Origin of the sequence: Pimelobacter sp. 30-1, assembly GCF_018831735.1 — a bacterium.
Lineage (GTDB): Bacteria > Actinomycetota > Actinomycetes > Propionibacteriales > Nocardioidaceae > Nocardioides.
The window spans coordinates 489,297-510,696 of the sequence record NZ_NHTS01000006.1 but is presented as its reverse complement, the minus strand read 5'-3'; the positions used below and the strand labels follow the sequence as shown (position 1 = coordinate 510,696).

Here is a 21,400-nt window from a genome sequence, read left to right as displayed (position 1 = left end):
TCATGCGCGTCGTCCACCTCGTCGAGTCCCTGGGGGGAGGAGTGCTCAGCTCCGTCCTCACCATGGTCGACGCGACCCCGGACATCGAGCACCACCTGGTGACCTGGCCGCGCCGCGACCACGCGGACACCGGCGACGAGCGACGCCCGTTCCACACCACCGGCGCGCTGCCGCGGGGTCCGCTCGCGGCGGCCCGGGCGCTGCGCGCCGAGGTGGGCGAGCTGGCGCCGGACGTGCTCCACGCGCACTCGTCGTACGCCGGGATGCTGGCGCGGGGCGGCGAGCTGGACGTCGACGTGATCTACAGCCCCCACTGCTTCGCCTTCGAGCGGCGCGACATCGGCGCCGTGCACCGGGCCGGCATCCGGCACATCGAGCGCGCCCTCGTACGACGCACCGCCGTCCTCGTCGCCTGCTCGCCCCACGAGGCCGTGCTGGCCCGCAACCTCGGCCACCGCCGCGTGGTGACGGTGCCCAACCGGGCGCTCAACCCGCCCGACGTCCGGGCCCGCTTCGCCACCCCGCTCCGGGTCGTGACCGCCGGCCGGATCAGCTCCCAGAAGGACTGGCGCCACCTGCTGGCGGCCAAGCGATCCTTCGACGACGCCGGCGTCCGGCCGGCCCAGTGGGAGTGGCTCGGCGGCGGCGAACCCGGTGCCGAGGCGGCCCTGCGCGAGGGCGGCATCGCCGTGTCCGGGTGGCTCTCGCGCGACGAGGTGGTGCGCCGCCTGGCCGCCGCCCAGGTCTACGTGCACACGGCCGCCTGGGAGGGCGCGCCGGTGAGCATCATCGAGGCCGCCACGGTGGGCCTCCCGATCGTCGCCCGGCGGATCCCGACGCTGGAGAGCCTCGGCGTCCCCGGCCTCGCCGCCTCGCCGGAGGACCTCGCGCTCCGCGTGGCCGGCCTGCTCGACCCGGGCCAGTGGTCGGCCGAGCAGGTGAGCTCGCTGGCCTTCGCCGCCGACCACTCCGCGTCGGCGCAGCGTCGCCGGCTCGGCACCGCGTACCAGCACACCCCCGCAGCAGCACTGATCCTCAGTTAGGACCGACCACCATGCCCACGACATCCCTGGACCCGATCGAGCACGCCGACGCGCGCTCCCTGACGGTGCGCGGCGGCCTGCGCGCCGCCGGCGCGTTGCTGTGGCGCCGCAAGTGGGTGGTGCTGCTCGTGTTCGCCCTCGTCGCCAATGTCGTCGCCGCCGGCCTCGTGCTCGCCCAGCGCGAGTACACCGCGACCGCCCGGATCGCGGTCACGCCCAAGGCCGAGCTGGCGCCGTCGGCGGTCAGCTACACCGACCTGCTCGGCACCATCGCGGACGTCGCCTCCTCGCGCCCGCTCCTCGACGAGGTGTCCGGCGACGTCGCGGGACGCTCGTCGGCCCGGCTGGCCGACGAGGTGCGCGGCGAGGTCGTCGAGGGCACGGTGATCGTGCAGGTCTCCGTGCGCGACGCCGACCCCAAGAAGGCCGCCGAGATCGCCAACCTGGTCGCCGAGGCGCTGCCGGCCCACGACCCGAGCAACGGGTCCTTCGACTACAAGGTGACCGAGTCGGCGGTCGCCCCCGACACGTTCAGCTCACCCAACATCCCGCTGACCAGCCTGGCCGGCCTGGTCCTGGCGCTGCTGCTCGCCGCGGCCGCCGCGGTCGCGGCGGACCGGATGTTCCGCACCGTCACCGACCCCGACGAGATGGGCGAGGTCTCCGAGACCGCCGTGCTCGGCGTGATCCCCAAGCCGGCCGACCCGGCCGGGGTGCCCGCGCTCGAGCTCGACGCCGAGGAGTTCCAGGCGATCCGCGCGCTGCGCATCGCTGTGGAGTTCGCGAGTGCCGAGGACCCGAGCCGGCTGCTCGTCGTCGCCTCCGCCAGCGGCTCGGACCCGTGGGCGGGCTGGACCGAGATCAACCTGGCCACCGCGCTCGCCGAGGTCGGCCACCGCGTGCTCGTGGTCAACGCCGACCGCGACGGCGCCGTCCACCCCGCGCTGGACTCGCCCGGCGAGCCCGGCCTGTACGACGTGATGGCCGGGACGTGCACCTTCGACGAGGCCGTCATGGTCGGCCCGACCCCGCAGGTCCACGTGCTGCCGGTGGGCCACGCCCACCTCGCCGCGCCGAGCCTGCTCGAGATGCGCTTCCACGGGCTGCTCCAGGACACCGAGGACGCCTACGACGTGGTGATCGCGCACGCGCCGCCGGTGTCCGGCTCCGAGGACGCCCGGATCATGGCGATCCACGGCGCGATGCTCCTCACCGTCCCCTCCGGCCGCGTGCACCCGCGCTACGTACGCCGTGCGGCCGAGCACCTGCGCGGCATCCGGCTGCGGATCCTCGGCAGCGTCCTGCTCGGGGTCCGGCCCGCCCGCCGGCGCCGTCGTACCCGCGCGTTCTGAGAGGACCGACCATGTCCCAGCTCCGGGTCTGCGTGGTGCAGGCCGGCGGCGTCCTCGGTGGTGCGGAGCGCTGGCAGCTCCACCTCGCCGACGCCACCGACCGGCTCGACCTGACCGTGGTGGCGCTCGGGGACGGTCCGGCCGCCGCGCAGTGGACCGCCCGCGGTCACGAGGTCCGGGTGCTGCCCGCCGAGCGCTCGGCGGCCGGCATCGCCCGCTCCCAGGCGCGGCTGCTGCCGCACCTGCGCCGGATCGCGCCCGACGTCGTCGTCGCGCACGGCGTCAAGGCGGGCCTGGTCACCGCGCCGGTGGCCCGGCTGCTCGGTGTCCCGGTCGCGTGGGTGCGCCACGACGCGTCGTTCTCGGGGCGCGTCGTGGCGCTGCTCGACGCGCTCACCGACGGGCAGGTCTCGACGAGCTCCTGGCTGACCGAGGGGCGCAGCCCGGGCAACGCCCTGGTCCTGCCGCCGCCGCGGAGGGAGCTCCCGCTGGCCCGGCCCGCGGCCCGCGCCCGGCTCGGCGTGGACCTGGCCGAGGGCCGGCTGCTGCTGGGCATGGGGACCCGGCTCACCGCCTACAAGGGCGTCGAGGACGCCGTCCGCGCGCTGGCCGAGCCCGGCGCGGCCGGCTGGGAGCTCGCCGTCGCGGGCATCGCCGACCCGGCCGAGCCGGGGGAGCGGGACCGGCTCACGGCACTCGCCACGACGCTCGGTGTCGGGGCGCGGGTGCGGTTCCTGGGCGAGGTGCCCGACTTCGGGCGGATCGTGACCGCCTTCGACGCGGTCGCCGTGCTCACCCGGCCGACGCCGGCCGAGCCGTGGGTGCGCGAGGCGTTCGGGATGGCGGCGCTCGAGGCGGTCACCGGCGGCGTGCCGGTGGTCGCCGTACCGCCGGTCGACGAGGTGGCCGGTGACGGCGCCGTCGTCGTCGCGCCGGGTCGCCCGGACGCGGTGGCCGCGGCCCTCGCCCGGCTGGCCGACGACGAGGCCCGGCGTGGACTGGGCGAGGCCGCGACCCGCCGGGCGGGCGCCTTCGCGGACGCCGCCGAGGCGGCCGGCACGTTCGTGGACTTCCTGGCCGCCCTGGCCCACCGGCCCGGCGCGGGCCACGACCCCGAGGGGCCGCCGATCAGCATCGTCACGACCGTCCTCGACGACCGCGCCGCGCTCGGCTCGCTGCTCGGCGCGCTGCTGCCGCAGCTGGGACCGGACGACGAGCTCGTCGTCGTCGACGGCGGCTCCACCGACGGCACCGCCGAGCTGCTCGCCGACCTGGCGCTCCGCGACCCGCGCGTGCGGCTGCTCGTCGAGCCCGGCGCGGGGATCTCGCAGGGCCGCAACCTCGGCATCGCCGCGGCGACGCACGACGCGATCGCCTGCACCGACGCGGGATGCGCGCCGGTCCCCGACTGGCTGGGCGCGCTGCGCCGGGCCTTCGACCGGCACCCCGAGATCGGGCTGTGGACCGGCACCTACAGCGTCGAGGCCGATCGGGCCTGGGAGCACGCCCTCGCTGCCGTCGGCTACCCGATGATCGAGGAGCTCGCCCGGCCGACCCCGCTCGTGCGCGTCTACGGACGCTTCCTGGGCCGCAGCTTCGACCCGACCATGCCCACCGGCCGCTCGGTGGCGTTCCGCCGCGAGGCCTGGCGCGCGGCCGGCGGCTTCCCCGAGGACCTCGCGACGGGCGAGGACGTGCTGTTCGGGCGCAGCGTCGTCGCCGCGGGAGCGCGCGCCGCGATGGTGCGTGACGCGGAGGTGGTGTGGGCCCAGCGGCCGACCTTCCGGGCCAACCTGACCATGTACCGCCGCTACGGCGAGGGCAGCGGCTACTCGCTCGACCGCCGGCTGCTCAGCCGCGACCTGGCCCGCGTGGCGGCGTACGGCGTCGCGGCGGTGGTCGCCGTGCGCGGCGGGCGCCGGTCCCGGGGGCTCGCCGCCGCCGGTGGTGCCGCCTACCTCTCGCTGCCGGTGGCCCGCGCGCTGCGCGGCCCGGCACCGGTGCGGACCGTGGCCCTGGTGCCCGGCGTCGCCGCGGCCCGCGACCTCGCCAAGGCGTACGGCGCGGTCTCGGCCGCGCTGCGCGGGAGGCCCACGTCGTGAGCCTGCCCACCCTGAGCCCCCTGCCCGGCTACCGCGCCGTCGTCCTCGACCGGGCGCGGCCGCTGGCCGGCGGTGTCGGCGGGCGCCCGCTGGCGCTGGCCGTGGCGCTGGTCATCGTGGTGCTGCCCTTCGGGGACACCGCGGTGCCGGGGGCCGGCCTGAGCCTGACGTACGTCGCGATGGCCGTCCCCGCGCTCCTGGTGCTGCGCCTGCTGGTGCTCGACCGGATCGGGCTCCCGCCGTCCCTGGTCTTCCTGGGCCTGGCGCTCAGCGTCGCCGGCGGCGTCGTGTCGGCCGCGACCGGCGTGGACCCCGACCGGGCGGTGCCCAGCGTCGTGATCTCGCTGCTCACGCTCGGCTACGGCCTGGCGATCGTGGTGGCCTTCCGGCCCGGCAGCGAGGTCGACGCGATCGACCTGCTCGTCGTCGTGGGCGGTGTGGTCGCCGCGATGGCGCTGACCTCGGTGGGCTCGGCCGGGGCGCTCCAGGCCGCGGAGGGAGGCAGCGTCGTCCTGGGCCGGCTGACCGGTCCGTTCGCGCAGCCCAACGAGCTCGGCATCTTCTGCGCGGCACTGCTGCCGCTGACCGTCGTCGCGCTGGTCTCTGCCGGTTCCCGCCGCCGGACCGTCGTGCTCGGGCTGGCCGCGGCCTGCCTGGTCGGGGCCTGGGCGATGAGCATGTCGCGCGGCGCCTGGATCGGCGGCGTCGTCGCCCTCGTCGGTCTCGCGATCTGCGAGCCGGCCACCCGGCGGGCCCTCGCGGGCGTCGGCGCCACGGTGCTCGCGGCGGCCGCTGCTGCGGTGGTGCTGCCGGCCTCGACGCCGGTCCTCGGCGTCGTCGGGGCCCGGCTCCGCTCGCTGGGCGACCCCACCCAGAACCAGTACGACGACCGCCCCCTCATCTGGGCGGAGGCCTGGCGCCAGGCCTCGGAGCACCCGTGGTTCGGCGTCGGCCCGAGCGGCTTCAAGGTCGCCGCGGGCCAGACCGCCAGCGCGATCTCGGCCGAGCCCGCCGACCACCCGCACGACCTGGCGCTGACGATCCTGGCCGACCGCGGCGTGGTCGGGCTGGCGCTCGGCCTCGTGGTCGTGGCCGGGTGCGTCCTCGCCGCCCGGCGCCAGGTGCTCGCCGGTCCCGGACCGGTGCGCCCCGGCGGCCCGTCCCGGGTGCGGAGCATGGCCGTCCTCGCCGCGCTCAGCGCGGTCGCCGTCCACTGCGTCTTCGACATGCCCCTGCGCAACCCGATCGTCGCCGGCCTGGTCTGGACCCTGCTCGGCATGGCGATGACGGTCGAGGCCCGCGGCGCCCCGGACGACGGCGACGCGCCCCGACCCGTACCGAACCACCCCCCGACAGGAGAGAGACGACCATGGTGAGCACCGAGGGACAGGCCCGGCGCCAGCGCGAGCAGTGGCGCTCGATCGGACTGCTGGTCGGTGGTCTCGCGCTGCTGGTCACCTTCGGCGTCCAGCTGATCGTGCTGATGCCGACCACCTACACGGCGACCAGCGCCATCGCGCTGCGCCCGCTGACCGCCGAGCAGAGCGCCGACAGCATCGAGATGCAGGCCCACGAGTACGCCGTCGCGCTGGGCGCGAAGGAGACCGCGGCCATGGTCGCCGGCACCGCCGACCGCTCGGGCGATCGCCCGGACGTCGACGTGACCACCACGCGCGACCCCGGCACCTCGACGATCCGGATCGCCGCCTCCTCGACCGACAAGGACGCCGCGATCGACGTCGCGAACGGGCTCGCCGCCCGTGCCGAGCAGCTCGGCCAGTCCGACGAGACGGCCAAGGTGGTGGTCGTCGTCCAGGCGGGCGGCGCCGGCGTCACCTCGGACCCACCGCGCCGGCTCTACCTCGCCGCCCTGTTCACCCTGGCCGGCCTGCTGCTGGCCGGCGGGATCTACCAGATCAGGCAGCGGGTCCCGTGAGCACGCCGCGAGTCCGGGTCCTCATGTACCACGGCGTCGACCGGGTCAGCGCCGCGCGTGACCCGCACGGGATGTTCGTGACGCCGCGCGCGTTCCGCGACCAGGTCGAGCACCTCCTCGAGGCGGGCTACGTCCCGATCGACGAGGCGACCTACCTGGCGGCCGGCACCGGCACGGGCACCGGCGCCGGGACGCCGCTGCCGCGCCGCGCGGTGCTCCTCACCTTCGACGACGGCTACGTCGGCGTGGGCGAGCACGCCGCGCCGGTGCTGGCGTCCTTCGGCGTGCCGAGCGTCCTCTACGTGCCTGCCGGGCTCGTCGGCGGCAGCTCGGACTGGCTGCCGGCCCGCCACCGCCACCCGCTCATGGGAGCGAGCGAGCTCCGCGAGGTCGCCGCCGGCGGCATGGCGATCGGCGCGCACGGCTTCGACCACGCCGACCTGACCACGCTCGGCGCCGCCGACCTGCACCGCCACGTGGGCGCGGCCCGCACCGAGCTGGAGCGGGTGGTCGGCCGTCCGGTGCGCTCGTACGCCTTCCCCTACGGGACCCACGACGCCCGGGTGCGTGCGGCGGTGCGCGCCGCCGGCTACGACGGCGCCTTCGCCGTCCACGACGCGGCCGGCCCGTTCGCGACCGGCCGGGTCGATGTCAACGCGACCGACACGCTGCGCTCGTTCCGGATCAAGCTGCACCGGCACTACCCGCGCGCCCGCCGCGCGACCGAGCGGTTCCCGCTGCTGCGCCGCGCGGCGCACGACCTCGTCGGCCGCGCGCCGCGCGAGGAGCTCTCCGCACCCGAGGCCACCGGAGGTGGACGATGAGCACGGTCCTGCGACGCAGCCTGGTGGTGCTCGGCATCATCGGGCTCTGGGCGCTCGGCGCCTCGCTGCCCTGGCAGCTCAACGCCCGCTCCCAGACCGACGCGACCCGGGTCGAGGTCCGGACCGAGGCCGCGGCCCCACCGGCCGCCACGCCCGCCGCCCGTCCCCGGCCGCCGCGGCGTCCGCCCGACGGCGCCCTCGGCTTCCAGCTCTCCGCGCACCACGGCACCGACGCCGCCCGCGCCGTGCGCGTGATGAAGCGGCTGCGCGCCGCCGGCAGCCGCTGGGTCCGGGTGGACGTCGGCTGGTCGACCCTGGAGCCGGACGGACCCGGTCCGTTCGCGCCCTGGTACGCCGAGCTCATCGACGACGTCCTCGCCGGCGCCCGGGCCAACGGCCTCCAGGTGATCCTGTCGTTCTGGCAGACGCCCGCGTGGGCCAGCGCGTCCGGCAGCCTCTACGCCCCACCGACCGACCCGCAGGACTACGCGCGGGCGCTCGGCCGGGCCGCCGAGCGCTGGCGCGACCAGGTCGCGGCCTGGGAGATCTGGAACGAGCCGAACTTCGATGGGTTCTTCGCCGGCGCCGACCCGGCGACGTACACGCGGATGCTGTGCGCGGCCTATCCCGCCGTCAAGCGGTACGACGACGCGCCGGTCCTCTTCGGCGGGCTGATGTACAACGACGACGCCTGGCTGGGCCGGGCCTACCGGGCCGGTGCCAAGGGCTGCTTCGACGCGCTCGCCACCCACCCCTACGTCGGGCCGAGCGACGCCGCGCCCGACACCCCCTCGGTGGGCGCGGTCTGGCGGCTCACCCACACCCCGGCGATGCGCGCGGTGATGGACGAGTGGGGCGATCGCCGCAAGGCGATCTGGGTGACCGAGCTCGGCTGGTCGACCGGGACCGACAACGAGGGCAACCCGTGGGACCGGCCGGTCACGCCGCGCCAGCAGGCGCGCTACCTGCGCCAGGCCGTGCAGCTCATCCGGGACCGCTACCCGTACGTCGGGCCGATCATCTGGTACCGCGACGTCGACGGCCGCAGTGCGTCGTACCAGGACGGGTTCGGGCTGCTCACCGCCCGCCTGCAGCCGAAGCCCGCGCTGCGGGCCTTCGAGGCCGAGGCGAAGGGACGGTGAGGCCGGTGTTCCCGCGCCGTCAGCGCCCGCCGTGGACGGGGATCGACGACCTGCTCGCCGGCACGTCCGCCGAGCCGGTGGTCCTGGAGCCGACCGTGCCGGCCGTGCCGTCCGAGGCGTCCGAGCCCGTCGAGCCCCGGTCCGCGACCGCGGACGCCCGCCGCCAGGCCGACGAGCTGCTCGCCCTCGCCCGCCGCGAGCACGCCGACGCCGCCGCCCAGGGGGCGTCGGTGGTGCACGAGGCGAGCCAGGTCGCCGACCGGATCCGCCGGGCCGCCGAGGCCGAGGCAGCCGAGGTCTCTGCCGAGGCGGACGCCTGGGAGCGGGCGTGGAGCGAGCGGGTCGACCAGCTCATCGGGGAGCTGACCGCGCAGGCCGAGGAGAGCGCCGCGAGCGTCCGGGCCGAGGCCCGGCGCACGGCGGTGCCGGTGGCCGAGTCGGCCGCGCGCCGCCGGGTCGCCGAGCAGTCGGCGGCCGCCGAGATCGCCGCCGAGCGCGCCCGCGCCCAGGCCCGCCAGGAGCTCCGTGACGCCCTCGGTGCCGGGATCGCTCTGCACGAGGCCCTCGCCGCCGCGACCGGTGCGCTGGCCGACGGGCTGAGCACCCTGCGCGATCGCTGCGCTGCCCTGGAGCAGCTGCTGACCGAGGTCCGCGGGACGGAGTCCTGACCGTGTCCACCGCCACCGCCACCGCCACCGCCCTCGGCGAGCGTCCCGCCCCGGTCGCCCCGGTCGCCCCGGTCACCCCGGTCACCCCGGTCACCCCGGTCACCCCGGTCTCCCCGGCCGCCCCGGTGACCCAGGGCGCGGGCTGGCTCGCGGTGGGTGCGGTGAGCGCCAAGACGGCCCAGACCCTCGTGCTGCTGGTCTTCGCGGCGGTGCTGGACCCCGGCGCGATGGGCCTGGTCGCACTGGCCTCCGTGGTGCTCAACGTGGTCACCGTGCTCGCCGACCTCGGCACCAGCACCGCCCTCGTGCACCTGCGCGGCGATGCCGAGCGGGCCGCGCGGACCGCCGTGACGCTCGCGCTCGCGACGTCGGCCGTCCTGGTCGCGGCGGTCTGGATCGCCGCCCCGGCGCTGGCCGCCGGGCTCCGGGTCGGGGACGACGGGACCGCCGTGCTGCGCGGCGTCGTCCTGTGCGCACCGCTCCTGGCGGTCGCCGGGGTCAGCGGCGAGCTGCTGCGCCGCGGCCTGGACTTCCGCCGGCGGGTGCTGCCCGACATCGCCGGCAACCTCGTCGGCGCCGGCGTCACCGTCGCCGGGCTCGCCGCCGGGCTCGGCGCGACCGCGCTCGTCCCCGGTCAGCTCGCCCTGGCCGCCGTCACGCTCGTCGGCTTCTGGGTCGTGCGCCCCCCGGTCCGGCCGGGCTGGGTGCGGCCGGACGCCGCCGCCCTGCTGACCTACGGCCGCAGCCTGGCGGCCGGCAGCCTGCTCACGCTGCTCGTGCTCAACGTCGACTACGTGCTCGTCGCCCACCACCTCGGCAGTGCCGACGTCGGCGTCTACTCGATCGCGTTCCGCCTCGCCTACATGCCCTACCTGCTCGTCGCGATGGTCATCGGGGGAGCGGTGTTCGCGCACCTGTGCCGGCTCCGCGGCCCCGCCATCGGTACGGCGACCGTCGACGCCGCCGTCACCGTGCACACCCTCGTCGTCCCGCTGTACGCCGGGATGCTGGTCCTCGCCCCCCACCTCACCCTCCTGGGCGAGCAGTGGGCGCCGGGCGTCCCGGCGCTGCGCTGGCTGGCCGGGTACGGACTGCTGCTCAGTGCCCTGGAGCCGGCGCTCGCCGCGCTCAAGGCGGTCGGGCGCACGCCGGACCTGCTCCGGATCGTCGCCCTGCACCTGGTCACCCTGGTCGGGCTGCTCCTGCTCGTCGTCGACCGCGGCGTCACCGCGGTCGCCGCGGCCCAGGCGGTCTCCGGCCTGCTCACCCTCGGCGCGGCCGTCCTCCTGGTCCGGTGGCGGGTGCCCGGCCTCGACGGTGACGCCCTGCGGGACGCGCTGCGCCGGCTCGCGCCGGTCGCGCTCGCGGGGCTGGCGCTGGCCGCGGCGGCCACGACCGCCGACCGGCTGCTGCCCGGTCCCGCGGTCTCCTTCGTCCGGCTCGGCCTCGCTGCGACCTGCGGTCTCGCCGCCTACGCGGGCGTCCTCCTGCTGGCTCGCCGCTCCCGGCCGGTGCGCGTCCGGCCCGGCTGGCTCGCCGTCGTACCGCTGGGGGCGGCGGTGCTGGGCGGCGGCCACCTCGCCGTGTCCGCGCCCGGCGCCCTCCTGCTCGCGCTGCTGGTGCTCGTCGCCCTGGCGGTCGCGGTGTGCCGGGTCGAGTGGGCCGCGATCGCCTATGTCGTCGTCGAGCCGTTCGGCGACCTGGCCCGCGAGGTGCACCCCGCCGCCGTCAAGGCGCTCGGTGCGGTGCTGCTGCTGGCCTGGCTGGTCCGGGTGGTCGCCGAGCCGGGCCGCCGTCCCCTGCGCGAGCCGGCGTTCGTCGCGCTCGGCTGCCTCGGCCTGCTGCTGCTCGCCTCGTTCGTCGCGGCCGGGGGAGACCTCACGACCGGGGGCGCGCACGCGCTGACCTATGCGTCGTACCTCGTCGTCGTGGTGGTCCTGGTCGACACGATCTCCCGCGGCCGGCCCGACCCCGCCGCCGCGGTACGACGGATCGCCACCGCCTTCGCGCTGTCCTGCACCGCCGCCGGACTGGTCGGGCTCCTCGGCTTCCTGCGCGACGGAGGCCGCGCGGCCGGCCCGCTCGCCGATGCCAACGACCTCGCCTTCTTCCTCGTCGCGGCGCTGCCGTTCGTGCTGGTCCGGACTCGCCGCCCCCTGCTGTGGACGCCGCTCCTGGCCGGGTGCGCGGCGATCCTCGTGCTCGCCTCGCTGGCGACGCTCTCGCGCGGAGCGCTCATCGGCCTGGTCGCGATGGTCGTCGTGGCCCTGGCCGTCGGCGCGGTCCGGCCGGTCACCGCGCTGGCCGTGGCCGCCGCGGCCGGCGTCGCGCTCGTCGCGCTGTGGGCCACCCACGCCGACACCGTCGACCGCAGCCTGGTGGAGAAGCGCCACGTGGCCGCGCAGAACGTCGACCAGCGGGTGACCACCTGGACCGTCGCCGCCGAGATGGTCGCGCACCGCCCCCTGCTCGGCCAGGGGCCCGGTGGGTTCGCCGCGGAGTCGGAGCGCTACCTCCCCGCCGACGTCCCCGCGGTGCGCCAGACCGTCGCCCACCAGATGTACCTCGACGTCGGCGCCGAGCTCGGGCTCCCGGCCCTCGTCGCCTTCCTCGCCGCCCTCGGGTACGGCGTCCGCGGGGCCTGGCGCGCCCGCCGGACACCCGCGCTGCGCCCCCTCGGCGACGCCGTCGTCGTGGCGTTCGCCGGCACGCTCACCGCCGCCTGCTTCCTGAGCGAGCAGTTCTATCTGCCCGTGTGGCTGCTGGTCGCGCTCGGCACGGCGCTCGGCGCCGCGGCCCGCCGGACCGATCCCGAGGAGGTGCGCCGGTGCGCGTCGTCCAGCTGATCACCCAGGAGCGCGGCGGACCGGTCGACCACGCGGTCGACGTCGCGGTCGAGCTCGCCCGGCGCGGTCACGAGAGCCACCTCGTCGGCCCGGCGGGCGCGGTGCTCGACCGGGTCGCCGGCTCCGGCGTGCGCACGCACGCGGCCGCCGTCCGCACCAAGACCGACCTGGCCGGCGCCCGTGCCGTGGCCCGGACCCTGCGCGCGATCGATCCCGACGTCGTCCACCTGCAGGACCGGCGCGCGGGCCTGGTCGGCCGGCTGCTCGGCGGCCGGGCCGCGACGGTCTACACGCTGCACGGCGTCCCCGACGCACTGGCGCCGCTCGTGCCCGGCAACCTGCCGGTGACGACGTCCCGCCGCCGCGACCGCGCGGTCTACCTGGGGCTCGAGCGGCTCCTCGCCGCCCGCCCCCGGACGGCGCTGGCCACGCCCTGCGCGGCCCTCGCGCACTACGCCCGCGAGCACGTCGGGGTCCCGGGCACCCGGGTGCACGTCGTCCCCAACGGGGTCACCGACGCCTGGCTCGGTCCGGCCCCCGCGCCGCGACCGGCCCGGACCGAGGGTCCGGTCCGGGCGGTCTGGGTCGGCCTGATGCAGCCGGTCAAGCGGGTCCCGGACCTGGTCCGTGCCGTCGCCGAGGTCCCCGGCCTCGAGCTGGTCCTCGTGGGCGACGGACCCGAGCGGGCCCGGGTCGAGGCGGCCGTCGCCGCGACCGGGACCGGCGACCGGGTGCGGTTCGCCGGCTACATCGCCGACCCGTCGGCCCTGGTGCGCGAGGCGGACCTCTTCGTGCTCTCGTCGGCGGCCGAGGCCTCCCCGATGGCGCTGCTGCAGGCGATGGCCTGTGGCGTCCCGGCGGTGGCCACGCGCGTCGGCGGCGTCCCCGAGGTGCTGCGCGACGGCGTCGAGGGACTCCTGGTCCGGCCCGGCGACCACGCCCAGTGGGTTGCCGCGCTCGGCGCCCTCACCGACGACCGCGCACGGCGCGAGGCCATGGGCGCGGCCGCCCGGGCCCGGATCGCCGCGCGGCACCGCGTCGCGCACACCGTCGCCGCGCTGGTCCCGATCTACGAAGGAGTGGCCGGATGAGGCTGCTGAGCATCATCTCCGAGCTGGGCATCGGCGGCGCCGAGGTCATCGCCGTGCGCCTGGCGCTCGCGGCCGCCGGCGACGGGCACGACGTCCGGGTCGCGAGCACGCCCGGCTTCCGGGTCGCCGAGCTGGAGGCGGCCGGCGTCGCCCACGTGCCGCTGCGCCTGGCCGGACGCCGGCTGACCGACCTGGCCGGCTCGCTGCGCCGGCTGCGCGCGGTCGAGACGCCGGACCTGGTCCACGCCCACAACCCGAAGCCGGCCACCTTGGCGCGCCTGGCGTTCGGCCGTCGTACGCCGATCGTCACGACGCTCCACGGCGTCAGCGAGGCCGAGGCCGGCCGCGCCGCGGCCCTCCTGGAGCGGACCAGCGACCGGGTCGTCGTCGTCGCCCCGCACCTGGCGGTGCAGCTGGAGCGGCACGGCTACCCGGCCGCACGGATCGACGTCGTCGCCAACACCATCGACCCGCTGCCGGACTACCCGCGCGAGCGCGCCCGGCACGAGCTCGGCCTGGCCCCCGACGAGGTCGTCGGGGTCTGCCTGGCCCGGATGGTCGACCAGAAGCGGCACGACCTGCTCCTCGACGCCTGGGCCCGGCTGCCCCGCCCGGCGACCCTGCTGCTGGCCGGCGACGGCCCGCACCGCGCGCACCTCACCGCGCGCACCGGCATGCTCGGTCTGCGCGACCGGGTGCGCTTCCTCGGCGAGCGCACCGACGTCCCGCGGCTGCTCGCCGCCGCCGACTTCGCGGTCCTCCCCACGGACTGGGAGGGCCTGCCCATCTCGGTGCTCGAGGCGATCGGTGCCGGTGTGCCCGTGGTCGCCTCGGGCGTACCGGGGGTCGTCGACCACTTCGCCGGCGCCGTCCGGATCGTCCGGCCCGGCTCGGTCCCGGCGCTCGTCGAGGCCCTCGACCAGGTCACCGGTACGCCGTCCGTGCGCCGGGCGCTCGCCGAGCGCGGCCGCGAGGTGGCCGCCCGCCGGTTCGGACCCGAACGGATGGTCGAGCAGTACCGCGCGATCTACGCCCGCGGCGCCACGACAACGGAAGGAATCTCATGAGTCCCTGGAACGAGAAGCGCGGCCCGCGGTGGCCCCTGTTCGTGGGCATCGGCTGCGTGGTGGTGGGTCTGGTCGGCGGGTTCCTGCTGATGACCGGCATCACCGACCGCCGCGGCGACGACCCCGACCCGGCGCCGGGCCCCGAGCGCTCGGCCGCGCCCACGACCTCGGCCCCCGCGCCCACCCCGACGTCCCCGACGACCGCGCCGCCCAGCACGCCCGGCGGCTCCGGCCTCACCGTCGTCTCGTGGGGCCAGGCGGCCGGCCAGCTCGCCGTGGTCGTGCGCAACGACACCGACGAGGTGGTCGAGCGGGCCCGGGTGCTGCTCACCGCACGGGACTCCTCGGGCGCCGCGCTCCTCAGCACCAGCGGCACCGAGGACGACGTCTGCTGCACCGTCGTCGGCCTCGCCCCCGGCGCCGAGTTCGGCCTGTTCGCCGAGCTGCGCTCCCCGCTGCGCGGGGTCACCGAGGTCGAGGTGCGCCCGGTCGCGGGCGGGTCGAGCACCGCGGACGGCGACGTGCCCCGCGTCGAGGTCCGCGAGCCCCGCCTGCGCCACCTGTCCGGCGACACCGTCGTCACGGCCCGGCTCACCGCGCGCGGCGACCTCAGCGGCTACCTGGCCGCGCAGGCGCTGCTCGTCGACGCCGAGGGCCGGGTGGTCCAGGTCGTCTCGGGTCGCTTCTACTGCTTCGCCTCCGGCCGGCAGGGCGCGGTCCGGCTGCGGCTGTTCCACGAGGTGCCCCGCGGGCTGCGGCTCGGCCGGGTGCTCGCCCAGGCGGTACCCCGTGGCGTGGCGCCCGGCGTCCCGGGGCGGTGCTGACGTGGACGTCCTCGTCACCGGCGGCGCCGGCTACATCGGCAGCACCGTCGTCTCGGCCCTGGCCGACGCCGGCCACCACCCCGTGGTCCTCGACGACCTCTCGACCGGGCGCGCGGAGTTCGTCCGCGGCCGGACGTTCTACCGCGGCGACATCGCCGACGCAGGCCTGGTCCGCCGGATCCTCGCGCGGCACCCGGGCATCCGGACCGCCGTCCACTGCGCGGCCCGCGTGGTCGTGCCGGAGTCGGTGGCCCGGCCGGCGGACTACTACCGGACCAACGTGACCGGCACGCTCGAGCTCGCCGAGGCGCTCTCCGGCTGCGGCGTCCACGACCTCGTGGTCAGCGGCTCGGCCTCCGTCTACGGCGCCGGCCCCGACCTCGCCGTCGACGAGGACGCGCCCTGGGCCCCGGCCAGTCCCTACGCCCGGACCAAGGCGGTGGCCGAGCAGATGCTCGCCGACCTCGCCGCCGCGGGCCGGCTGCGGGTGCTCTCGCTGCGCTACTTCAACCCGGTCGGCGCGGACCCGTGGCTGCGGACCGGTCCGCAGCAGCCCCGGCCCGGGCACGTCCTCGGCGTGCTCGCGGACTGCCGCCGCACGGGCGCGGTGTTCCCGGTCCGCGGCACCGACTACCCGACCCGGGACGGCAGCGCGCTGCGCGACTACGTCCACGTGTGGGACCTCGCCCGCGCCCACGTCGCCGCCGTGGAGCACTTCGAGCGCGCGCTCGACGGCCGCCGCGCCCAGGCGATCAACCTCGGCACCGGCCGCGGTACGACGGTCCGCGAGCTGGTCGCGACCTTCGCCCGGGTCAGCGGCCACCCGGTCACCGTGGCCGACGCGCCGCGGCGCCCCGGTGACACCGCCGGCGCCTTCGCCCGGACCGACCGCGCCGCCCGGCTGCTCGGCTGGCACGCCGAGCGCGACCTCGCCACCGGCGTCGCCGACCTGCTGGGCTGGCTCGACCGGCGCCCGGCCGTGCTCGCCGGCATCTCCGCCGACCCGGTCGGTTCCCCCGGATTCCCTGGATCAACCAGGTGAGCGCCGTGCACCAGAGGGACATGCCCCTGCGTACCGCCGTCGCCGTGACCACCGAGATCGCCCACGGCTCGGCCGCCGAGCTCGCCCTGGCCGACCTCGCGTCGTACGTCGACGGGCGCAGCAACGCGTTCAGCACCGGAGCGGGCTGGCTCCGCGCCGCCGCGCGCCACCTGCCCGGTCAGCCGCTGACGATCGCCCTGCGGGGCGCCGACGGCCGGGTGCTCGCGCTCGCGCCGCTGGTGGTGCAGCGCCGCGCGGGCGTGGTGCGGATCGAGGTGCTGGGCGGCGAGCTCAACGACTACGCCGAGCTCTTCCACGACGACCCGGTCGCCGCCGACCTGCTCGCCGACGCCGTCGCCTCCTGGGTACGACGCCACCGCCGGTGGTCGCTGCGGCTCAGCCAGCTCGCGCCGGGCGACCCGGTCGTGGCCGGTCTCGTGGCGCGCCTGCCCGGCGCGGTCGTCGTACCGGGGCCGCCGATGCCGCGGATCGAGGGCGCGGGCACCGACTACCGCCTGACCCGGCACCGGCGCCGCAAGATCAACACCGACCTCAACCGCCTGGCCGCCGACGGGTACGACGCCGAGCGCCTCGTCGTCGACGACCCGGTCACCCTGGAGCGGTGGCTGCCGCGCCTGGTCGACGTCCGCCGCGGCCGGGACCACGGCAGCGGCCGGCGCAGCCACCTCGACGACGACGGCACCCGGGCGTTCCACGAGGAGGTCGTGCGCGACGCGATGGCCCGGGGCCGGGCCGTGGTCGACCTGCTGGTCGTCGGCGACGAGGTGCTGGGCTTCACCACGACGCTGCGCGACGGTCCGGTCTCGCGGCTCTTCGACGGCCGCGTCGCCCAGGACTGGATGCGCTACCGCGGCGGGATCGTGTGCGAGATGGCGGCCGTGCAGCGCGCGGTGGCGGACCCGGCTGTCGAGACCTTCGACTGGCTGCGCGGGCGGACCGACGCCAAGTTCGGCAACGCCGAGATCCACCGGGTCGAGCTGCAGGCCGCGTCCCATGCCTGGATCGAGCGGATGGACGAGCACCGGGCACGGGCCCGGGCCGGGCTCAAGGCGCTGCTCCCGGCCGCGCTGGTGCGCCGGATCGTGCAGCGATGACGGCGGCGGGGCAGCCGGACGACGTCCTGCGCCGCACCGGTGCCGTGGTGCTGTCGCTCGCCGTCGCCGAGCTGCTCGGCAAGGTCGCCACGTTCGTGACCTTCCTGCTCCTGGCGCGGATCCTCGGGGTCGCCGAGTTCGGCGTCCTCTCGTTCGGGTGGAGCCTCGGGCTGCTGCTCGCGGTCTTCTCGTCCCTGGGCCTGGAGGCCCGGCTCACCCAGCTCGGCAGCGCCCGTCCCGACCTGCTCGACCGCTGCTACGGCGCGCTGATGGGGATCCGGATGGTGCTGTGCGCCGTCGTGCTGGTGCCGACCACGGGCCTGCTGCTCGGCACGATGAGCACCAGCCACGCGCTCACGGTGAGCCTGCTCGTCGCGGCCGGGCTGGCCGACACGCTGGTCGACGCCTCGCGTGCCGCGTGCGGTGCCCGGCAGCGCCAGCACCTCTCGGCCGTGGTCCTCGTCGTGCAGCGCTTCTCGGCCCTGCTCCTCTCGGTCGGTGTGCTGCTGGTCACCGGGAGCGTGGTGTGCGCGGCGCTCGGCTACCTGGTCGCGACGGGGATCGGCGTGCTCGGCATGCACCTCGCCGCGCGCCGCGCAGGGGCGCGGATGCGGATCCGGGGGAGCGGGGCCGAGGCCCGGATGATCCTCGAGGCGGCGCCCGTGATGGGCCTCGGCGCCGTCGCCGCGATGGGCATGTTCCGCATCGACGCCGCCCTCATCGGCATGATCCTGGGCACCACGGCGGTCGGCGTCTACGGCGCGGGCTACCGCATCTTCGAGACCGTCCTCTTCGTCAGCTGGACCCTGGCCCGCGCGTACGTCCCGGTCATCGCCAGCCGGCCCGACGACACCGAGCACGTGCGGCTCTGGGCGCAGCGGAGCCTGGTCGTCGTGGCCGCCGTCTACGTGCCGTACGGCGTCCTGCTCGCGACCCGCGGCGACGACCTGGTCGGCCTGCTGTTCGGACCCGAGTACGTGCACCGCGGCCTGCTCTGGGGGCTGGCCGTGGCGCCGCTGCTCTTCGGCGTCTCCTACCTCGGTTCGACGGTGCTGCTCGCGCTGCGCCCGGACCCGGTGGTGCTCGTCGGGAGCGTCGCGGCGCTGGTCGCGAACGTCGGCCTCAACCTGTGGCTGATCCCCGTCTGGGGCATCACCGCGGCCGCCGTCGCGACCAGCGTCGCCTTCCTCGTGCAGTCGGTGATCGTGGTCCGGGCGCTGGTCCGCACGGTGGGCAGCATCGCCCCGGTCCCCGAGCTGGTGGCCGTGCTGGTGGCCGCGGTCGTGGTCGGCATCGCGCTCGAGGCGATCGGCCCGCTGCTGCCGGCCCTGGCCGTGGCCGGGCTCGGCTACCTCGCCGTCGCCGGGCTCGCCGTGCACCGGCTGGCCCCGGCCGCGCTCGGGCAGGTCCGAGCCGCGCTGCGGCGGCCGGCGGTGGCTCGATCTCGGATCTGATACCGCTTGGCGCCCAGCCCTCGCCAGGCGCGGCGCGCTGGCTCAGGCTGGTCGGTGGCGACGGACGCTACGGCGACCGGCGCCCCGGGGGGCCGGCGGAGAGTGGGAACGACATCAGCGTGCGGAGGATCGTCGCCTCGTTCGAGCACCGCGCAGGCGGGGCCGGCGGGGCGAGGCGATGGTGGGAGCGGGCGACGGCCGCGCTCGACGGCGCGGGGAGCCGGCCGAGGCCGGCAGCCCGGGCCGTGCTGGCCAACGCGCTCGCACTGGTGCACTTCCCCGAGCGCGGCGACGTCGACGACCTCGCCGTCCTGGTCGAGGAGCACGGACGGCACGAGGTCGCCGAGCTCCAGGAGGCCGTGCTCGGCGCCGTCGACGGCCGCGACCGGCCGCTGACCACCCGCCTGGTCCGGGTCCTCGCGGGCTACGCCTGGGCACGGCCCGGCGCCCCGCTCCCCGCCGACGGCCGCACCGGTCCGGCCCAGGTCGCGGGCGAGGCCGTCGTCCGCCTGCTCATGGTCGGCGACGCGACCGGTGAGCGGCCGGCCATCACCGGGACGGGCGACCTGCTCGCCGTCTTCGAGCGCCAGGGCATCCGGGTCTGGCGCGCGCTGGTCGCCGCGACCGTCGACGACCCGTGGACCGGCAGCGCCGAGCGCCACCTCGAGCTCCTCGACCCCGATGCCCAGCCCTTCGAGGTCGCCAGCATCCGCGCGGTCCTCGACCTCTCCCGCCGCGAGGCCGAGCAGGACGAGCGCCGCGCGGTCGCCGCCCACATCCGCAGCACCATCGACCAGACCGGGCTGACCCAGCGGGAGTTCGCCGCCCTCGTCGGCACCTCGCCCTCGCGGCTCTCCACCTACGTCACGGGCGCGGTCACCCCGTCGGCGGCGATGCTGCTGCGGATCAACCGGGCCGCCCGCCGGGCCCAGCCGGCGGTGGACCCGCAGCCCGAGCAGGTCAAGCAACCCGAGGAGCCCGAGCCGAGCGTCTAGCCGGCGGCCAGGTCGCGCTGGTCGACCACCCGTCCCTCGGAGGACAGCGTGACCTCACCGGCCGGGGTGGTGCGCCCCGACGAGAGGTCCAGCGTCCACACGGTCAGCCCGACCGTCGTGGTCGCCGGTCCGCCGCGCCGGGCGGTGCAGGTGATGGTGAGCAGGGCCGGGTCCGGGTTGAGCACGAGCTCCCCGACGTCCCCGAGGACCACGCCGGCCGAGGAGCGGCAGATCCAGCCGTCCGGTGCGTGCCCGACGGCGACGACCTGGGCCTGGCGCAGCCGCAGCACGAGGCGCAGCGGGCGCGGCCGGTCGTCGCGCAGCCGGGTCGTCACCTCGACCCGCCAGGGCTTGAGCAGGGGACGCGGTCCGCTCAGCGCCCGGACCAGGGCGGTGGTGAGGCCGACGCACGGCAGTGCGGAGCCCAGGTCGCCGTGGAACTCCGTCGGCGCGCCCGGTGCCAGGAGGTAGCCGGGCTCGGGGCTCGCCTCGACCGTCCAGTCGCCGGTGCGCCCGTCGCCCTCGGTCAGGACGTAGCGCACGCCGGTCACCTGGGGGAGCACGAGCCGGCCGACGGCGTCGCAGGTACGCCCGACGGCGGCGACCGGCGCGATCGGGCGGACGAGGGGCGCCGTGGGCGGGGTGCCGGTGGTGGGGCCGGTCGCCGTGGTCGGCGCCGTACCGAGGCCCGGCGAGGGCCGCAGGTCGGCGCCGCGGACCCGGCCCGGTCCCGCACCGGACGCACCGGGGCCACCGGACGGGTCAGGTGCCGCGGGCGCCGGCGCCGTACCGGTCGCCGTGGTCGTGGGCGCGCGGGCAGCCGGGTCGTCGCGATCCGGCAGCACGCCGGTGACCACGACCGCGGTGACGATCGCCGCCGCGGCGGTGGTCGCCGCGATGCCGGCCAGCGCCGCCGAGCCCGCGTGGGTCGTGCCGGCCAGGGCTCCGCCCGCCGCGCCGCCTCCGGCGGTGACGCCGGCCAGCCACGCGGGTGCGCCCCCGGCCGCCGGCAGGGCTCCGAGCAGGATCGCGGGCAGCACCACCGCGGCCAGGCGCCGGTTGGCCTGCTCGAGCTGGAGGGACACGGCGAGGCACTCGGCGCAGGACTCGAGGTGCCGGTCGATGCGCCGCGCGCTCGACCGCGGGGCCTGGCCGCGGACGTAGCGGCCCAGCCGGGCCCGTACCCACGTGCACTCGGCCGTGGGTCCCTCGGCCGCCACGTGCTGGTCGAGGTACGCCGTGCGCAGGCCCTCCCGCGCGCGGTGGGCGAGCGAGGACACGGCCCGGGCGCGCAGGCCCAGCTCGCCGGCGAGGTCGCGCGGGCGCCGTCCCTCGACCTCGACGTGCCAGAGCACCTCCTGCCAGGCGGCCGGCAGGCTCGCGAAGGCCCGGGCCGCGATCTCGGCCTCGTCGTCGGGCACGGTCGCCACGGTGGGCTCGACCTCGTCGTCCAGCAGCCAGGGCTGGTCCGAGACCGGCAGCTCGCTCGTCCGGCGCCGGCGGTCGCGGTGGCAGTTGCGCAGGGTGACGTGGAGGTAGGAGCGGAAGCTCGTGGTCGGCCCCTGCCCGGCGCGCAGCCGGGTCAGCACCCGGGCGAAGGCCTCGGCGACCAGCTCGTCGGCGTCGTTCGGGCCGGCCAGGACCAGGGCCAGCCGGCGGGCGTCGTCGACGTGCTCGCGCCAGAGGAGGTCGAGCTCCTCCTCGCTCCAGCCGACGACCGGAGGGAACCCGTGGGACGGTCCGTCCGGCGTGACATCCCCAGACATGCGTCACTCCTGTTTCCACGAACGCCGGGCGCATCGATCGCGCCGGCTCGGCGGGACGTGACGCCCCCCACATCCCCGCCGCCGAGATCGTAGCGGTTTCCTAGGCATTTCCGCGTGATGTTTCGACTGCTCG

The 21,400-nt window shown here is 77.0% G+C and carries 17 protein-coding genes; 16 read left to right on the top strand and 1 reads right to left on the bottom strand.

The annotated features are described in order from the left end of the window. The first annotated feature begins 2 nt into the window (after positions 1–2). The 16 genes from CCO04_RS17385 (at position 3) to CCO04_RS29865 (ending at position 19,501) form a co-directional block, all read left to right on the top strand. Complete coding sequence (locus CCO04_RS17385) at positions 3–1,043, top strand: glycosyltransferase family 4 protein (protein ID WP_215815372.1); 1,041 nt, start codon at positions 3–5, stop codon at positions 1,041–1,043. 11 nt (positions 1,044–1,054) lie between these two features. Next, positions 1,055–2,395 carry a polysaccharide biosynthesis tyrosine autokinase gene (locus tag CCO04_RS17380; RefSeq protein WP_215815371.1) on the top strand — a complete coding sequence of 447 codons (1,341 nt, stop codon included), beginning with the start codon at positions 1,055–1,057 and terminating at the stop codon, positions 2,393–2,395. Positions 2,396–2,406: 11 nt separating this feature from the next. Further along, on the top strand, positions 2,407–4,497 hold the full coding sequence (locus CCO04_RS17375; RefSeq protein ID WP_215815370.1) for a glycosyltransferase: 2,091 nt from the start codon (positions 2,407–2,409) through the stop codon (positions 4,495–4,497). Continuing rightward, on the top strand, positions 4,494–5,873 hold the full coding sequence (locus CCO04_RS17370; protein WP_215815369.1) for an O-antigen ligase: 1,380 nt from the start codon (positions 4,494–4,496) through the stop codon (positions 5,871–5,873). Before CCO04_RS17375 ends, CCO04_RS17370 begins: the two co-directional genes overlap by 4 nt. Beyond that, positions 5,870–6,433, top strand: a complete 564-nt coding sequence (locus tag CCO04_RS17365; protein ID WP_215815368.1) for a hypothetical protein — start codon at positions 5,870–5,872, stop codon at positions 6,431–6,433. The genes CCO04_RS17370 and CCO04_RS17365 overlap by 4 nt, the downstream gene beginning before the upstream one ends. Beyond that, on the top strand, positions 6,430–7,257 hold the full coding sequence (locus CCO04_RS17360; protein ID WP_215815367.1) for a polysaccharide deacetylase family protein: 828 nt from the start codon (positions 6,430–6,432) through the stop codon (positions 7,255–7,257). Before CCO04_RS17365 ends, CCO04_RS17360 begins: the two co-directional genes overlap by 4 nt. After that, positions 7,254–8,399, top strand: coding sequence for a cellulase family glycosylhydrolase (locus CCO04_RS17355; protein ID WP_215815366.1), 1,146 nt, complete (start codon positions 7,254–7,256; stop codon positions 8,397–8,399). The genes CCO04_RS17360 and CCO04_RS17355 overlap by 4 nt, the downstream gene beginning before the upstream one ends. Positions 8,400–8,404: 5 nt before the next feature. Continuing rightward, positions 8,405–9,067 (top strand): hypothetical protein, encoded by a 663-nt coding sequence (locus tag CCO04_RS17350; RefSeq protein ID WP_215815365.1) that lies wholly within the window; start codon positions 8,405–8,407, stop codon positions 9,065–9,067. Between the two features lie 2 nt (positions 9,068–9,069). Further along, entirely contained in the window at positions 9,070–11,913 is a 2,844-nt protein-coding gene (locus CCO04_RS29505) for an oligosaccharide flippase family protein (RefSeq protein ID WP_215815364.1), read from the top strand. Beyond that, the gene (locus CCO04_RS17340) at positions 11,895–13,004 is read left to right on the top strand and encodes a glycosyltransferase family 4 protein (RefSeq protein WP_215815363.1); all 1,110 of its coding nucleotides are present in this window, start codon (positions 11,895–11,897) and stop codon (positions 13,002–13,004) included. Before CCO04_RS29505 ends, CCO04_RS17340 begins: the two co-directional genes overlap by 19 nt. Next, positions 13,001–14,071 carry a glycosyltransferase gene (locus tag CCO04_RS17335; protein WP_215815362.1) on the top strand — a complete coding sequence of 357 codons (1,071 nt, stop codon included), beginning with the start codon at positions 13,001–13,003 and terminating at the stop codon, positions 14,069–14,071. The genes CCO04_RS17340 and CCO04_RS17335 overlap by 4 nt, the downstream gene beginning before the upstream one ends. After that, complete coding sequence (locus CCO04_RS17330) at positions 14,068–14,895, top strand: hypothetical protein (protein WP_215815361.1); 828 nt, start codon at positions 14,068–14,070, stop codon at positions 14,893–14,895. The genes CCO04_RS17335 and CCO04_RS17330 overlap by 4 nt, the downstream gene beginning before the upstream one ends. A 1-nt stretch (position 14,896) precedes the next feature. After that, positions 14,897–15,937, top strand: coding sequence for a UDP-glucose 4-epimerase GalE (gene galE / locus CCO04_RS17325; protein ID WP_215815360.1), 1,041 nt, complete (start codon positions 14,897–14,899; stop codon positions 15,935–15,937). Positions 15,938–15,957: 20 nt separating this feature from the next. Further along, a complete protein-coding gene (locus tag CCO04_RS17320; RefSeq protein WP_215815359.1) occupies positions 15,958–17,052 on the top strand; it encodes a GNAT family N-acetyltransferase in 1,095 nt (364 codons plus the stop codon). Next, positions 17,049–18,506 carry an oligosaccharide flippase family protein gene (locus CCO04_RS17315; protein ID WP_215815358.1) on the top strand — a complete coding sequence of 486 codons (1,458 nt, stop codon included), beginning with the start codon at positions 17,049–17,051 and terminating at the stop codon, positions 18,504–18,506. Before CCO04_RS17320 ends, CCO04_RS17315 begins: the two co-directional genes overlap by 4 nt. A gap of 119 nt (positions 18,507–18,625) precedes the next feature. Further along, on the top strand, positions 18,626–19,501 hold the full coding sequence (locus CCO04_RS29865; protein WP_215815357.1) for a helix-turn-helix transcriptional regulator: 876 nt from the start codon (positions 18,626–18,628) through the stop codon (positions 19,499–19,501). Here the strand turns inward: CCO04_RS29865 and CCO04_RS17305 are convergent. Further along, positions 19,498–21,267 (bottom strand): sigma-70 family RNA polymerase sigma factor, encoded by a 1,770-nt coding sequence (locus CCO04_RS17305; protein WP_215815356.1) that lies wholly within the window; start codon positions 21,265–21,267, stop codon positions 19,498–19,500. The two genes, CCO04_RS29865 and CCO04_RS17305, sit on opposite strands and share 4 nt — an antisense overlap. Positions 21,268–21,400 lie beyond the last annotated feature (133 nt).

Bases quoted from the DNA above. Each gene is read 5' to 3' on its own strand.
- CCO04_RS17385 (WP_215815372.1), top strand. From the start codon at position 3: ATGCGCGTCGTCCACCTCGTCGAGTCCCTGGGGGGAGGAGTGCTCAGC.
- CCO04_RS17380 (WP_215815371.1), top strand. From the start codon at position 1,055: ATGCCCACGACATCCCTGGACCCGATCGAGCACGCCGACGCGCGCTCC.
- CCO04_RS17375 (WP_215815370.1), top strand. From the start codon at position 2,407: ATGTCCCAGCTCCGGGTCTGCGTGGTGCAGGCCGGCGGCGTCCTCGGT.
- CCO04_RS17355 (WP_215815366.1), top strand. From the start codon at position 7,254: ATGAGCACGGTCCTGCGACGCAGCCTGGTGGTGCTCGGCATCATCGGG.
- CCO04_RS17335 (WP_215815362.1), top strand. From the start codon at position 13,001: ATGAGGCTGCTGAGCATCATCTCCGAGCTGGGCATCGGCGGCGCCGAG.
- CCO04_RS17330 (WP_215815361.1), top strand. From the start codon at position 14,068: ATGAGTCCCTGGAACGAGAAGCGCGGCCCGCGGTGGCCCCTGTTCGTG.
- CCO04_RS17320 (WP_215815359.1), top strand. From the start codon at position 15,958: ATGCCCCTGCGTACCGCCGTCGCCGTGACCACCGAGATCGCCCACGGC.
- CCO04_RS17315 (WP_215815358.1), top strand. From the start codon at position 17,049: ATGACGGCGGCGGGGCAGCCGGACGACGTCCTGCGCCGCACCGGTGCC.
- CCO04_RS17305 (WP_215815356.1), bottom strand. From the start codon at position 21,267: ATGTCTGGGGATGTCACGCCGGACGGACCGTCCCACGGGTTCCCTCCG.